Origin of the sequence: Allotamlana fucoidanivorans (genome assembly GCF_006265225.1) — a bacterium.
Lineage (GTDB): Bacteria > Bacteroidota > Bacteroidia > Flavobacteriales > Flavobacteriaceae > Allotamlana > Allotamlana fucoidanivorans.
On sequence record NZ_VDCS01000005.1, the window covers coordinates 47,122 to 61,106 of the forward strand.

14 protein-coding genes and 1 tRNA gene are annotated in these 13,985 nt (G+C 34.6%); 10 read left to right on the forward strand and 5 right to left on the reverse strand.

The features are described 5' to 3' along the window. The first annotated feature begins 130 nt into the window (after positions 1-130). Both FGF67_RS05785 and FGF67_RS05790 read left to right on the forward strand, forming a co-directional pair. A complete protein-coding gene (locus tag FGF67_RS05785) occupies positions 131-655 on the forward strand; it encodes an Hsp20/alpha crystallin family protein (protein WP_139695649.1) in 525 nt (174 codons plus the stop codon). A 60-nt stretch (positions 656-715) separates the two neighbouring features. Further along, a complete protein-coding gene (locus FGF67_RS05790; protein WP_139695651.1) occupies positions 716-1,156 on the forward strand; it encodes a hypothetical protein in 441 nt (146 codons plus the stop codon). 112 nt (positions 1,157-1,268) lie between these two features. Here the strand turns inward: FGF67_RS05790 and FGF67_RS05795 are convergent. Next, positions 1,269-1,350: transfer RNA gene (locus tag FGF67_RS05795), tRNA-Leu, on the reverse strand. A 102-nt stretch (positions 1,351-1,452) separates the two neighbouring features. Between FGF67_RS05795 and FGF67_RS05800 the strand changes: the two genes are divergently transcribed. Then, positions 1,453-2,841, forward strand: a complete 1,389-nt coding sequence (locus tag FGF67_RS05800; protein WP_139695653.1) for a dipeptidase — start codon at positions 1,453-1,455, stop codon at positions 2,839-2,841. Between the two features lie 43 nt (positions 2,842-2,884). On the opposite strand, the gene FGF67_RS05805 is transcribed toward FGF67_RS05800, so the two are convergent. Then, on the reverse strand, positions 2,885-3,643 hold the full coding sequence (locus FGF67_RS05805; RefSeq protein WP_139695655.1) for a hypothetical protein: 759 nt from the start codon (positions 3,641-3,643) through the stop codon (positions 2,885-2,887). Between the two features lie 265 nt (positions 3,644-3,908). Between FGF67_RS05805 and FGF67_RS05810 the strand changes: the two genes are divergently transcribed. Continuing rightward, complete coding sequence (locus FGF67_RS05810) at positions 3,909-4,769, forward strand: DMT family transporter (protein ID WP_139695657.1); 861 nt, start codon at positions 3,909-3,911, stop codon at positions 4,767-4,769. Between the two features lie 254 nt (positions 4,770-5,023). Further along, on the forward strand, positions 5,024-6,124 hold the full coding sequence (locus FGF67_RS05815) for a DUF4407 domain-containing protein (protein ID WP_139695659.1): 1,101 nt from the start codon (positions 5,024-5,026) through the stop codon (positions 6,122-6,124). 9 nt (positions 6,125-6,133) lie between these two features. On the opposite strand, the gene FGF67_RS05820 is transcribed toward FGF67_RS05815, so the two are convergent. Continuing rightward, positions 6,134-6,412 carry an STAS domain-containing protein gene (locus FGF67_RS05820; protein ID WP_139695661.1) on the reverse strand — a complete coding sequence of 93 codons (279 nt, stop codon included), beginning with the start codon at positions 6,410-6,412 and terminating at the stop codon, positions 6,134-6,136. 230 nt (positions 6,413-6,642) lie between these two features. Between FGF67_RS05820 and FGF67_RS05825 the strand changes: the two genes are divergently transcribed. Next, positions 6,643-7,074, forward strand: coding sequence for a YybH family protein (locus tag FGF67_RS05825; RefSeq protein WP_139695663.1), 432 nt, complete (start codon positions 6,643-6,645; stop codon positions 7,072-7,074). Positions 7,075-7,096: 22 nt separating this feature from the next. Here FGF67_RS05825 and FGF67_RS05830 read toward each other — a convergent pair whose 3' ends face one another. Continuing rightward, complete coding sequence (locus FGF67_RS05830) at positions 7,097-8,272, reverse strand: GlmU family protein (RefSeq protein WP_139695665.1); 1,176 nt, start codon at positions 8,270-8,272, stop codon at positions 7,097-7,099. Between the two features lie 99 nt (positions 8,273-8,371). Beyond that, a complete protein-coding gene (locus tag FGF67_RS05835) occupies positions 8,372-8,623 on the reverse strand; it encodes a type B 50S ribosomal protein L31 (protein ID WP_139695667.1) in 252 nt (83 codons plus the stop codon). Between the two features lie 158 nt (positions 8,624-8,781). On the opposite strand from FGF67_RS05835, the gene FGF67_RS05840 reads away from it, so the two are divergent. The 4 genes from FGF67_RS05840 (at position 8,782) to FGF67_RS05855 (ending at position 13,979) form a co-directional block, all read left to right on the forward strand. After that, a complete protein-coding gene (locus tag FGF67_RS05840; RefSeq protein ID WP_139695669.1) occupies positions 8,782-9,312 on the forward strand; it encodes a DUF4199 domain-containing protein in 531 nt (176 codons plus the stop codon). A gap of 40 nt (positions 9,313-9,352) precedes the next feature. After that, complete coding sequence (locus tag FGF67_RS05845) at positions 9,353-10,303, forward strand: glycosyltransferase family 2 protein (protein ID WP_139695670.1); 951 nt, start codon at positions 9,353-9,355, stop codon at positions 10,301-10,303. A 119-nt stretch (positions 10,304-10,422) separates the two neighbouring features. Beyond that, positions 10,423-12,153, forward strand: coding sequence for a phospho-sugar mutase (locus FGF67_RS05850; RefSeq protein ID WP_199240661.1), 1,731 nt, complete (start codon positions 10,423-10,425; stop codon positions 12,151-12,153). Then, complete coding sequence (locus FGF67_RS05855; RefSeq protein WP_139695672.1) at positions 12,153-13,979, forward strand: ABC transporter ATP-binding protein; 1,827 nt, start codon at positions 12,153-12,155, stop codon at positions 13,977-13,979. Before FGF67_RS05850 ends, FGF67_RS05855 begins: the two co-directional genes overlap by 1 nt. Positions 13,980-13,985: the final 6 nt, after the last annotated feature.

Here is a 13,985-nt window from a genome sequence, read left to right on the forward strand (position 1 = left end):
AAATAGCGATGATTTATTCTTCGATTTTTTCACAAAAAAAACCCTATTCCTAACAAATATCATTGTTCATTACATTTTATATACTTAATTTATTGCATGTTATACAAATAACCGCAAAATGTATCATGTCATGACAACACGCTTAAAACAACGAAGAAAGAATCTATTATCTGGTTCTGACAATAGGTTGCTGACGCCTTGGACCAGCAGTCTGGCTAGGCCTTGGAATGACCGATTTTTCCATACTAGATTCAAAGATTTGAACAATCTTATAAAAGTCAAAGATGCTTACAGAAACGATTTCTACGAAGAAGGCAGCGTAATGCCTGCTATGAATGTAAAAGAAGATAAAGAATACTTTGAAATTGAATTTGCAGCACCTGGATTTGATAAAAGTGATTTTGAAATTAGTATGGAAGACAACATGCTTCATGTTCACGGTGAAAAAGCAGTATCCAATGAGCCAAATAACACAAGCTATTCCCGAAAAGAATTTAGCTACAAATCATTTATGCGCTCTATTGTACTTCCAAAAACTGTGAATGTTAACACTAACATTTCAGCATCATACACAAGAGGTATTTTACATATAAAACTCTTGAAGGAAAAAGCTACAGAAGTAGCTAGCAATAAAAAAATTATCATTATTGACTAATTCAAACCAAGCAGCAATCAAAAACATATAGATTTCTGCTTGGTTTTAAAATCTACAAAAATGAAAACTAAGCAAATAAAACAGTATAAAGCATGGTTAACACCTGAAAGCATGCATAACATGTCTATTAACTGGTTATCTGAACTACGATTTGTACATGACGAACAATTATTCTTTAATGATCTCATCAAGTCATACACCTTACAACTCATTGACTCTAAACATTTTAAAGAAAGTAAAGAGGTTATTGATTATTTAATTGCATACGAAAAGAAAACTGACAAACTTATTAGACTTATCGTTGAACACGAAAAAAGATTATCTATACTACTAAATAGCATAAACGAACAAGAAGAAGACAACAACTATAAAATAGAGCATTCCTTTTTAGAATCAAAAGTAAATGTATTTCTAAAAGACTACAAAAATTTCAAATTAAGATTGTTTAAACTTATAAAAGGCATCTTAAAAGAACGCAAACAAAAGCATTTACTACAATAAGTATTTGTACCTTTTTTGCATGTATTGGTGGTTATACTAAACATAGGCTGAGGTATCAAAACCAAAGTCAAAAAAAAAGCCTCTCAATTATGAGAAGCCTTTTTCTTAATTGTGCGGGCGGAGAGACTCGAACTCTCACACCTCGCGGCACTAGATCCTAAGTCTAGCGTGTCTACCAATTCCACCACGCCCGCAATAAGGACTGCAAATATAAACAAGATTTTTAAAATGCAAACTTTAAAACCCTAAAAAAGTATTCTTTTTTATACTTTTGAATTTATCCTATTATAAATACTATGAATCACATTCAATCCTATATTTCAGAACATAAAGATCGCTTTTTACAAGAGCTTATAGAATTGCTAAAAATACCGTCTATAAGTGCCGACTCTAGCTACAAAAATGATGTTTTAAAAACGGCAAACAACATTCAAGAAAGCCTGAAACAAGCTGGTTGCAATCATACCGAAATTTATAAAACAGAGGGCTATCCCATAGTTTACGGTGAGCGCATCATTGATGACAATTTACCAACCGTACTTGTTTATGGTCACTATGATGTACAACCACCCGATCCCATAAACCTATGGGATTCCCCGCCATTTGAGCCCGTTATAAAGCCCACAGACAAACATCCAGATGGCGCCATTTTTGCCCGCGGCGCTTGTGATGACAAAGGTCAAATGTATATGCATGTAAAAGCGTTTGAGCTTATGACACGTACAAACACTCTTCCTTGTAATGTTAAGTTTATGATTGAAGGCGAAGAAGAAGTAGGCAGTGTTCATCTAGGAACGTTTGTAAAAAACAACCGTGATAGGCTTAAAAATGATGTCATTCTTATTTCTGACACGGGAATGATTGCCAATGATGTTCCTTCTATTACCACTGGGCTTAGAGGCCTAAGCTATGTAGAAGTGGAAGTTACAGGGCCAAATCGTGATTTACATTCTGGGTTATACGGTGGCGCTGTGGCCAACCCCATCAATATTCTAGCAAAAATGATTGCTTCACTCCATGACGAAAATAATCATATCACCATTCCTAGGTTTTATGACCATGTTGAGGAACTTTCAAATGAAGAACGTGCTGAAATGAGTAAAGCTCCATTTTCTTTAGAAAACTATAAAAAAGCACTAAACATAGAGGCCGTATATGGCGAATCAGGGTACACCACCAATGAGCGTAACTCCATAAGACCAACACTTGACGTTAATGGTATTTGGGGTGGTTACACTGGTGAAGGTGCTAAAACAGTTATTCCAAGTAAAGCCTATGCTAAAATATCCATGCGTTTAGTACCCAATCAAAACTGGGAAGACATTACACAACTTTTTAAAGATCATTTTGAACGTATTGCCCCAAAAGGTGTAAAAGTAAAGGTTACACCACATCATGGGGGCCAAGGGTATGTTACCCCCATTGATAGTTTAGGTTATCAAGCCGCAAGCAAAGCATATCAAGAAACCTTTGGTAAAACGCCTATTCCACAACGTAGCGGCGGTAGTATTCCAATTGTTTCGCTCTTTGAGCAAGAGTTAAAAAGTAAAACCATATTAATGGGCTTTGGCTTAGACAGTGATGCCATTCACTCGCCTAACGAACATTTTGGGGTATGGAACTATTTAAAAGGTATAGAAACCATCCCATGGTTTTATAAATATTTTAAAGAATTATCACAATAATAAAAAAGGGGCTGAATACATATTCAACCCCTTTTTTAAATCTCTATTTACTAACCACTTTTATCACTCTATACAATCTTGAATCATCAGGCCCCGCAACATTCTTTTGATATTCATCAAAGAAACCATCAGGCCACGAAGTACCTTCTTCATGTCTTGGATTCACAGCATCACTTAATGTTGAAAACAGATTATATGAATATGCTCTATAAGGAAACTTCTCAGACCTTGGCTCTAAAATAACGGCATTCCCCCAACCTTTTCTTTTAGATTTATGAGCATCCATATCCGCTTTAAAAAAAGGCTTTACCTTATTAACCTCAAAATCTATATGCCAACGAAGGTCTTTTACATTATGATACTTTATCCTAACAAAATTAAAATCTTCACCTGTGGCGTCAGGCACTTGGATATGATTGTTTAAATCTCTTAAGATTACCACATCGGTTGTTGTACTCAACTCTCTTGTGTCTATATCCTCCATTTTAACATCTGGAAACATCTCTTGAATACCTCCCCAATTAATTTCATTATCAATATCAGTGAATCCATTAACAATAAGAACATTAGGCTCATTCTCTAAATCTGTTCCTCCTATACGGGTAAATACCCCCCAAAAATACATATTCCCTTTATCTATTTCACTTTGAGCAAACTTGCTCCAATACTTTACTTCTCGTTTTAAAACCTCTTCCATATCTGTATCTGCAACTCTTCGATGTAAGTGTACAGAAGCACCTTGTGCCTGAATAAATTGGCCACTCACCAGAATAATGAATAGCATCATAATTGTTTTTCTCATATTGATTTAATTAATTGGTTAATAATTTATTTTAAAATTCTACCAACCCAATTTGCTTAATTAAACACAGGATAGTATGATAGTTGCTCTAAATAATTATTAGGGGTAGTATTGAAGATGCAACTAATGAAATTCATTTAAATTTACATAAAACATATTTGATATCCTATAAAATATGCTGTTAAAGCATATTAACCCTACCTTACTAAGGTAGAATGATAAAAACACAAACCAAATCAATAAATATCTTTTCTTTGTATTCAATATGAAAAATCAACATAGCAGTCAATTATTATTACTTACCCTAGCTACTATTTTTATTAGCACCTCCGGCGCTTTAGGTAAATTTATTGATCTACCTGCACCTGTCATTATTTGGTGGCGCAGTGCATTGGGCGGATTGTTTTTACTCATTTTCTGCAAATACAAAAACTATAGCATTAAAATAAAATCACCAAAAGACCTACCCTCTATACTATTGGGCGCTATTTTTTTAGGAGCGCATTGGGTAACCTATTTCTATGCTTTAAAGTTTTCAAACGTTGCATTGGGCATGCTATCTATGTTTACCTTCCCCGTAATTACCGCTTTACTAGAACCCTTTTTTACAAAATCTAAACTAAACCCAATTCATGTTTTTTTAGCGCTAGTAGTACTTTTAGGCATTTATATTCTAGCCCCACAGTTTAATTTTGAGAACACCCATTTAAAAGGTATTTTATTCGGAATTTTCTCAGCGCTATGCTACGCCCTGCGCAACCTAATTTTAAAACGGCATGTACATAACTATAACGGTACAGTACTTATGACCCAGCAAGCCTTAATAGTAGCGATATTGTTACTGCCCGTCATGTTTTTCTTAAACAGCAGTAATATAATTACGCAATACCCTTATATTATTACTTTAGCTTTGATTACCACAGCCATTGGCCACTCGTTATTCATTACCAGTTTAAAGCACTTTTCTGTGAGTACCGCAAGTATTATTGGTAGCACACAACCTATTTTTGGTATCATCATTGCCTTTTTATTTCTTAATGAAATGCCTACTACCAACACATTTATTGGCGGAACACTTATTTTACTTACCGTAGTCATTGAGAGTGTAAGATCTAGAAACAAATAAGCCAGATTTAAAAACTTAAATCTGACTTATATATAATCAAACCAAAACCAACTATATCATTTTTTCAAGGTAATGACGTTATGCGTACATCCCTCTTTTAAAAAACGTAATTGCCATAAAGCTACTTAAAATTAAAAATTTACACCGTAACATTGGTTACACAAAAACATGATATCTAAACAATTAAACAGCAAATTATGTAACAATTCCGTGCTATTTGCGTTCTAATAGTTCATCAATCAAAATCACAAATCATGTTAAAGCAATTCTTCATCATTTGCTCTGGGGCTGACACCGATATATTGGAACACTGCTCTAAAGGTGAGCAAAACAAATATGCAGGTATAGGAGCTACCGTATTTTTTACCGCAATAATGGCTTGCATTGCCGCTAGCTATGCCCTTAACACCGTGTTTAACACTATACTTCCCTCTATGTTTTTTGGACTCATTTGGAGCCTATTAATCTTTAATCTAGATCGTTATATTGTTTCTACATTAAAAAAGTCTGAACGCTTTTCTGTTGAATGTATCCAAGCTTCTCCCAGAATAGTATTAGCTATCATTATAGCTGTAACCATATCAAAACCTCTAGAATTGAAAATTTTTGAAAAAGAAATCAATCAGGTTTTACTAGAAAAACAGCATACACTCACACTGGCAAATAAACAGCAAATCGCAACACAATATTCGCCTGACATTAACGATTTGAAAAACAAGATTGTCACACTAAATCAAGAGATTAGTGAAAAAGAAACTGTAGTAAACAACCTATACAACACTTATATTGCCGAAGCAGAAGGCACCGCAGGAACCAAACGTTTAGGAAAAGGCCCTGTTTACCAAGAAAAACGTGATAAGCATGACGCGCTTTTAGCCGAGCTTAATCAATTAAAAGCTAAGAACCATCTAAAAATTTCAGACATTGAATCGCAAATTTCTAACTTAGAAGATGCTTTTAAACAACAACTAAAAAACACACAACCTGTTATAGATAATTTTGACGGCTTAATGGCTCGCATCAGCGCTTTAAATCAACTCCCTTGGCTCCCTTCGTTTTTTATTTTCCTGCTATTTTTAACCATTGAAACAGCACCCATTCTTGCTAAACTTCTCAGCCCAAAAAGTGCCTATGATTTAAAATTAGAAGATGCGGAAACAGCCATAAAAACCCATGTAAAACAAAACATTTATCAACGCAATCTTATGCTAAAAACAAATCATGCCATGAATGACAAAATCTATCAAGATATTGAGCATGATGCCACCCTTTATGCTTACAAACACAAAAAGTCACAAGTCATCATGCAACTACAAGCCGATGCGTTTTACAATCAACAAAAAAATGCTCTATAATACAAGCTATTATGCAGCCGTATTGGTATTAAAGTGTTGGTACAACTCCTTACAGCCGTAACCCACTATAGATAAGCTTTTGTTCTTACGTGTAGCCTCCTCATATAACTTAGCAATAGCGTTTACACCATATTTATCCATACTTTCAACATATTGCACACTAATAGTTATCGCATTGGTTCTTTCAAAAATGTTTTCAAATTCGCTGTTAAATAACGAAACACTTTCTTTGTCAAGTATACCCTTAACTTTAAAGTAGTTATTACAATTAGTAATTTTTAAATTCATAACAATGTATTTTAAAGGTTAAATAAATGAAGTTTTAGGGAGTTCATCATTCTGACTTTCACTAAAGTATAAAATAAATAAAACAATAATCATTTTTTTCGATTAATCTATTGCAACATCAGACCAACGAAATATTAAACTGGATTTCATCGATGAATTGCAATTAAAACATAGTTTTTACTACATTTACTAGAACTAAAACCATGACCTATTAAATACCTGCATTTATTATGAAAAAACATGCTCTAATAATTTGCCTCCTTTTAGCCTCCCTAAATTATGCTCAAAGTTCTGAAGAAGCCGACATAAAAGCCATAAACAAAGTTTTGAAAAAACAACGTATAGCTTGGTCAAATAACGACTTAGAAACCTATATGGAAGGCTATTGGAAAAGCGATTCACTAAAATTTTATAGTCAAAGTGGTGTAACCTATGGCTGGAAAAACACCTTAGAACGCTACCAAAAAGCATATCCCAGTGAAGAGCACACTGGAAAATTAAGTTTTAGAATCAATGATGTCTCAAAGATTAACGACGGCGCCTATTTTGTTTTGGGAGAATATCATATTAAACGCGAGATTGGAAACGCAGATGGCATTTTCATGCTGGTCTTCAAAAAAATAAATGGGGAATGGAAAATCATTGCAGACACTTCAACCTGATTCATATGATATAAAGATTAGTCTAGTCTCTGCGGTATTTTTTTGTTTCTTCAAAGACATGCTCTAAAATGGCTTTATCTTGATCTGAAAACTCAAGATGACGTCTAGACATGACCACTTCGGCAACTTCAAAAGCTTTCTTGGTTAAAAATGTGGTAAATCCGCCACTACCGCCCCAACTAAAACTAGGGATAAAGTTTCTTGGAAATCCGCTTCCAAAAATATTTGCACTAACCCCCACAACGGTTCCCGTGTTAAACATGGTATTGATACCACATTTGCTATGATCTCCCATCATAAGTCCGCAAAATTGCAACCCTGTTCGTGCAAAACGCTCCGTTTCATAATCCCAAAGACGCACCTCGGCATAATTGTTCTTCAAATTAGAGGTATTTGTATCAGCGCCAAGATTACACCATTCACCTAATACAGAATTCCCCAAAAATCCATCATGACCTTTATTTGAATACCCAAACAACACAGCATTATTAATTTCACCGCCTACTTTACTAAAAGGTCCTACAGTAGTAGGGCCATAAATTTTAGCGCCCATTTTAACAATAGCGCCTTCACAAAGTGCAAAGGGGCCACGAATGATGGAACCTTCCATAATTTCAGTGTTTCTTCCTATATAAATAGGACCTTTACTTGCATTAAGTGTTACAAATTCAAGTTTCGCGCCTTCTTCAATAAACACATTTTCGGAAGCTATAACGTTATTGCTAGACGGCATAGGTTGCGAACGTCTACCTTGTGTTAAAAAATTAAAATCGTCAACCAAGGCTTCACCATTTTTTGAAAAAATATCCCAGGTATTATTAATTTCAATAACATCTTCATGAAATTCAATAGCTTCGTAAGCCTCAAAATCAATATCTTCCTGAGCTTCTTTCGTAAAAAAAGCGACAACATTCTCGTCCTTAAAAATAGCTTGATTCTCCTTTAGGTCTTTTATCATTTCTACCAACTCAAAGTTTGGCAAATAAGAGGCATTAATCATGATATTTTCCTCCATCTCTACCATAGGGAATTTATCTGATAGATATTCTTCTGTTACCGTAGTGGTAGTATAATCTAAATAAGACTCCCATTTTTCCCTAATAGTCATGATACCCACACGAATATCAGCAACAGGTCTTGTATAAGTAAAAGGCAACAAACTGTTTCTTGCAGGACCATCAAAGAGAATGTAGTTCATAATAAATAGCGTTAGTTGGTATTGAATTAATAGCGATGTAAAAATAAAAAAGCCTTTCTTTTGAAGAAAGGCTTTTTAAAAATATTATTTGCGCTATATTTATTTCTTAAATTTAGCGTATTTAGTTTTGAATTTATCAATTCTACCAGCTGTATCAACTAATTTAGATTTACCAGTATAATATGGATGAGATGTTCTAGAAATCTCCATTTTAACTAATGGATACTCAACACCATCAACCTCAATAGTTTCATTAGTATCAGCAGTAGATTTAGTTAAAAACACGTCATCATTTGACATATCTTTAAATGCCACTACTCTATAATTTTCTGGATGTATACCTTTTCTCATCGCTAAATGCTTTTTATTCTTTTCAATTTTGGAAGTGCAAATTTAAGCTTTTTTTACAAATGCACAATAGTTTTTAATTTTTTTTATTTTAATTCTAATTGTAACGTTTTCATATCTTTGAATACTAACTAGGCAACCAACAAATTAATTGTTTTATTATGGAAAAATCTTTAAAGTCAATTGCAACCAATTACGGGCTTTATCTTGGCATTTTACTGGCTCTAATCACCGTTTTATCATATGCCATAAACATTGAATTGCTCACGAATATGTGGATTGGCATCTTCATTTTAATTGCTATTATTGTTTTAGGCATTGTTTCAGTCGCTAAAGTAAAACAGGCCCAAAATGGTTTTGCATCTTTTAAAAAAGCTTTTACAGCTTATTTTATTACCGTTTTAATAGGGCTTTTAATCAGCACATTTGTCTCTTATCTACTATTTAATATAATTGATACCGAAGCAGCCGAGATTTTAAAAGAAAAAACCATTGAAACTACGGTTGAAATGATGGAAGGCTTTAACAGTCCATCAGATAAAATAGATGAAGCTGTTAAACAAATTGAATCTCAAAATCAATATGCGCTAGGTAATATCGCAAAAGGTTTAGCTGGTTATTTAGTATTTTTCAGTATTATAGGATTAATTGTAGCAGCTGCAATGAAAAAAAGTAACCCCGACGCCGAATAAATTCAGTATTTTTGGATATTATTTTTTGACAAAATACTAAATGGACCTATCTGTAGTTATACCACTACTAAACGAACAAGACTCATTAACAGAACTTCATGATTGGATTGTGCGCGTTATGAAATCCAATCATTTTTCATATGAAATTCTTTTTATTGATGATGGTAGCACCGATAAATCATGGGATACCATCACCCAATTATCAGCAAAAGACCCAAACGTAAAGGGCATTCGTTTTTTAAAAAACTTTGGAAAATCTCAAGCCCTTCATGCAGGGTTTGATGAAGCGCAAGGCGATGTGATTATTACCATGGATGCCGATCTTCAAGATAGCCCAGATGAGATTCCTGAATTATACCAAATGATTAAACAGGAAGGATTCGATTTAGTTTCGGGCTGGAAAAAAAAGCGCTATGATTCTGTTATTGCTAAAAATTTACCATCTAAACTTTTTAATTGGGCTGCCAGAAAAACATCAGGCGTCAAACTTCATGACTTTAATTGCGGGCTAAAAGCATACAACATTGATGTTGTAAAAAATATTGATGTTAATGGTGAAATGCATCGCTATATTCCGGTACTTTCAAAAAATGCTGGTTTTACAAATATTGGGGAAAAAGTGGTTCAGCATCAAGCTAGAAAATACGGCGAAACTAAGTTTGGTATAGACCGTTTTATCCATGGTTTTTTAGATTTAATAACCATTTGGTTCTTGTCTCGTTTTGCCCGTAGACCTATGCATTTATTTGGAGCCTTAGGCGTTATAATGTTTACCATTGGCTTTGCTTTCTCAGCTTATTTGGGCATAGATAAACTTTATTTTAATCCGTTTGGAAGGCTCATCACCCAACGTCCTCAATTTTATATCGCACTGGCAACTATGATTATTGGCACCCAGTTTTTTGTTGCCGGATTTTTAGGGGAGCTCATTTTAAGAAACCGACCTGACAAACAACGATATTTTATCAAACAAACATTGAATTTAAAATAAACAGAAGTAATACAAAAAATCAAACTTGGTAAGCTATAACGATTTCGAAGGTTTTCAAGATTTATTCCGCGAAAAATGAACGAATTGCTTACTTTTGTTATCCATTTTTTTTTAGCATTATGATACACATTGAACCTAAAATTTTAGAAAGAATAAACACGTGGTTAACTCCAACTTTTGATGAAGAAACCCAAACCACTATAAAAGAAAGCATCGCTAATAGTCCGAAAGATATTCAAGAGAGCTTCTACAAAGATTTAGAGTTTGGAACAGGAGGCATGCGTGGCATAATGGGCGTTGGCACAAACAGGATTAACAAATACACCCTAGGCAAAAGTACACAGGGTTTAAGTAACTATTTACACCAACAGTTTCCAAACGAAACACCCAGAACGGTTATTGCTTATGATTGCAGACATAACAGTAAAACTTTAGCCAAAGTCGTTGCCGATGTGTTTTCTGCTAATGGTATTGAAGTTTTTTTATTTGAAGACTTAAGGCCTACACCAGAATTATCATTTGCCGTAAAACACCTAAATTGTCATTGTGGTATTGTATTAACGGCCTCTCATAATCCACCTGAATATAACGGTTATAAAGTGTATTGGCAAGACGGTGGGCAACTAGTGCCGCCACATGACAAAGGGGTGATTAATGAAATAAATACCGTTGAGTATTCTAACATTAAATTTGACGCAAACAAAGATCTTATAACATATATTGGTGAAGATGTAGATGATGTTTTTATAAATGCCTCAGTAATTAACGGAAGCGTTGGCGCTACACAAGAAGCTAAAGATGATTTAACTATTGTGTTTACCTCACTTCACGGTACATCTATAACCGCTGTTCCTGAAACTTTAAAGCGTGCAGGGTACAAAAACGCACATATTGTAAAAGAGCAAGAAGTGCCTGATGGGGCTTTCCCAACTGTGGCGTCTCCAAATCCAGAAGAACCTGCCGCCCTAAAAATGGCCTTAGAATTGGCTGACAAGGTAAATGCAGATATTGTGATTGGGACCGACCCTGATTGCGACAGGTTAGGTGTTGCGGTGCGTAATGGCAAAAATGAATTGCAATTACTTAACGGAAATCAAACCATGGTTATGATGACCGATTTCTTGTTAAAACAATGGAAAGCTGAAGATAAAATAAAAGGCAAAGAGTTTATTGCATCAACTATTGTATCTACGCCCATGTTGAAAAAACTTGCCGCGGCTTATCATGTTGACAGCAAGATTGTTTTAACAGGATTTAAATGGATTGCAAAACTCATTCACGATTTCCCTGAATTAGATTTTATTGGTGGTGGCGAAGAAAGTTTCGGGTTTATGGTGGGCGACTTTGTGAGAGACAAAGATGCGGTAACCTCAACCCTTTTAGCCTGTGAAATTGCGGCTATTGCCAAATCAAAAGGAAGCTCTTTCTACAACGAACTCATAAAACTTTATGTAGAACTGGGATGTTATAAAGAAAAACTAGTTTCTCTAACTAAAAAGGGTATTGAAGGTGCTGAAGAAATCAAACAAATGATGGTTGATGCCAGAGAGAATCCATTATCAGAAATCAACGGTTCAAAAGTTGTACGCATTGAAGATTATGAGTTATCGGTAGCTAAAAACGGGCTTACTGGCGAAGTATCAGACATTGATATTCCAAAATCAAATGTAATTATTTATTATACTGAAGATGGGTCACAAGTAGCATTAAGACCAAGCGGCACAGAGCCTAAAATTAAATTTTACGTTAGTGTAAACACCCCATTAAATTCAATAGAAAATTTCGATAAGGTGGAAGCGCAATTAGACGCTAAAGCTGAAACGATTTTAAAAGACATGAAGCTAATTTAATGAGTCACTTTACCAATATTTTAAAATATGCTAAACCCTATAAGGCTTATGCTTTAGGACACATTGTTTCAAATATTTTTTACGCCCTTTTTGGAGCGCTCTCTTTTGTAGCGCTCATTCCTATGCTAGATATTTTGTTTCAAAAGGATGCCGTTGTACCAACTGAAGCACCCGTTTACCAAGGTATAAATAATATTAAAGATTTTTATAAGGATTTCTTGGCGTATCATGTTAATCAATATGCTCAAGACGATCCCCAAAAAGCCTTAATTTTTGTTGTAAGTCTCATTATCGTTCTATTCTTATTAAAGAATATATTTAGCTATTTGGCATATTACTTTATGGTATTTTTAAGGAATGGTGTTGTTAGAGACTTAAGAAATACTGTGTATAAAAAAACCATAGAGCTCCCTTTATCTTATTTTTCAGATCAGAAAAAAGGAGATGTAATGGCCAGAGTAACTACCGATGTAGCCACCCTTCAATACTCTATGCTACCTGTTTTAGAGCTTATTGCCAGAGAACCCTTAATGATTATTTTCACACTCATCATGATGCTTCTAATTAGTATGAAGCTAACCATTTTTGTTTTTGTTTTTATACCGCTTTCAGGATGGATTATTTCTATAATTGGCAAAAGTTTAAAGCGAAAATCAGATCGGGTTCAAAAGGAACAAGGGTCTATTCTTTCTACGCTTGAAGAAACATTAACTGGATTAAGAATCATTAAAGGTTTTAATGCCCAGGAGAAATTTTACAACCGTTTTCAAGAATCAAGTGACCGATTTTATCACTTTTCAAATAAATTATTAAACCGCCAAAATTTAGCCTCACCAACCAGTGAGTTTCTTGGTATTTTAGTAATTTCAATCTTACTGTGGTATGGTGGTCAGCTTGTTTTAGTAGATCAATCTCTTGATGGTAGTTCCTTTATTGCCTATATGGGATTAGCCTATAACATTATGGTTCCTGCCAAAGCCATTTCAAGAGGGCTGTATAATATCAAGCAAGGTAATGCTGCTGCGGAACGGATTCAAGAAATAATCGATGCTAAAAACCCTTTAAAAGATAAGGATAATGCTGTTGTTAAAACAGGCTTTAACAAAAACATCTCTTTTGAAAACATTTGGTTTAAGTATGAAAACGATTATGTTTTAAAGGATTTTTCGCTTACTATCCCAAAAGGGAAAAAAGTGGCACTTGTTGGCCAATCTGGCAGTGGCAAATCCACTATAGCAAATCTTATTACCCGATTTTATGATGTTAACAAAGGAGCTATAAAAATTGATGGTACAGATATTAGAGACCTTACCACAGCCTCATTGAGAAATCAACTTGGTATTGTAACCCAAGATGCTATTTTATTCAATGAAAGCATTAAGAATAACTTAAAACTTGGCAAAGACGACGCCACTGACACTGAAGTTATTGAAGCTTTGAAAGTGGCCAATGCCTGGGAATTTGTAAAAGACTTACCTCAAGGTATTGAAACGAACATAGGAGACTCTGGCAATAAACTTTCTGGAGGCCAAAAACAACGCTTAAGTATTGCGCGAGCCGTTTTAAAAAGTCCGCCCATTATGGTGTTAGATGAGGCAACCTCAGCCTTAGATACAGAAAGTGAACGTCTAGTTCAGGTGGCACTTGAAAACATGATGAAAAACAGAACCTCTATAGTTATTGCACACAGACTTTCTACTATTCAAAACGCCGATGAGATTGTTGTACTACACAAAGGAGAAATAGTAGAGCAAGGAAAACACGAGGCACTCATTGCTAAAAAAGGGGTATACCAAAAGCTAGTGGAAATGCAAAGTTTTGAATAACCCTTA

Excerpts from the sequence above, each read along its gene's own strand:
- FGF67_RS05830 (WP_139695665.1), bottom strand. The coding sequence starts at position 8,272 with ATGAACTACATTCTCTTTGATGGTCCTGCAAGAAACAGTTTGTTGCCT.
- FGF67_RS05800 (WP_139695653.1), top strand. The coding sequence starts at position 1,453 with ATGAATCACATTCAATCCTATATTTCAGAACATAAAGATCGCTTTTTA.
- FGF67_RS05845 (WP_139695670.1), top strand. The coding sequence starts at position 9,353 with ATGGACCTATCTGTAGTTATACCACTACTAAACGAACAAGACTCATTA.
- FGF67_RS05850 (WP_199240661.1), top strand. The coding sequence starts at position 10,423 with ATGATACACATTGAACCTAAAATTTTAGAAAGAATAAACACGTGGTTA.
- FGF67_RS05805 (WP_139695655.1), bottom strand. The coding sequence starts at position 3,643 with ATGAGAAAAACAATTATGATGCTATTCATTATTCTGGTGAGTGGCCAA.
- FGF67_RS05790 (WP_139695651.1), top strand. The coding sequence starts at position 716 with ATGAAAACTAAGCAAATAAAACAGTATAAAGCATGGTTAACACCTGAA.
- FGF67_RS05815 (WP_139695659.1), top strand. The coding sequence starts at position 5,024 with ATGTTAAAGCAATTCTTCATCATTTGCTCTGGGGCTGACACCGATATA.
- FGF67_RS05855 (WP_139695672.1), top strand. The coding sequence starts at position 12,153 with ATGAGTCACTTTACCAATATTTTAAAATATGCTAAACCCTATAAGGCT.
- FGF67_RS05820 (WP_139695661.1), bottom strand. The coding sequence starts at position 6,412 with ATGAATTTAAAAATTACTAATTGTAATAACTACTTTAAAGTTAAGGGT.
- FGF67_RS05835 (WP_139695667.1), bottom strand. The coding sequence starts at position 8,623 with ATGAGAAAAGGTATACATCCAGAAAATTATAGAGTAGTGGCATTTAAA.
- FGF67_RS05810 (WP_139695657.1), top strand. The coding sequence starts at position 3,909 with ATGAAAAATCAACATAGCAGTCAATTATTATTACTTACCCTAGCTACT.
- FGF67_RS05785 (WP_139695649.1), top strand. The coding sequence starts at position 131 with ATGACAACACGCTTAAAACAACGAAGAAAGAATCTATTATCTGGTTCT.
- FGF67_RS05840 (WP_139695669.1), top strand. The coding sequence starts at position 8,782 with ATGGAAAAATCTTTAAAGTCAATTGCAACCAATTACGGGCTTTATCTT.
- FGF67_RS05825 (WP_139695663.1), top strand. The coding sequence starts at position 6,643 with ATGAAAAAACATGCTCTAATAATTTGCCTCCTTTTAGCCTCCCTAAAT.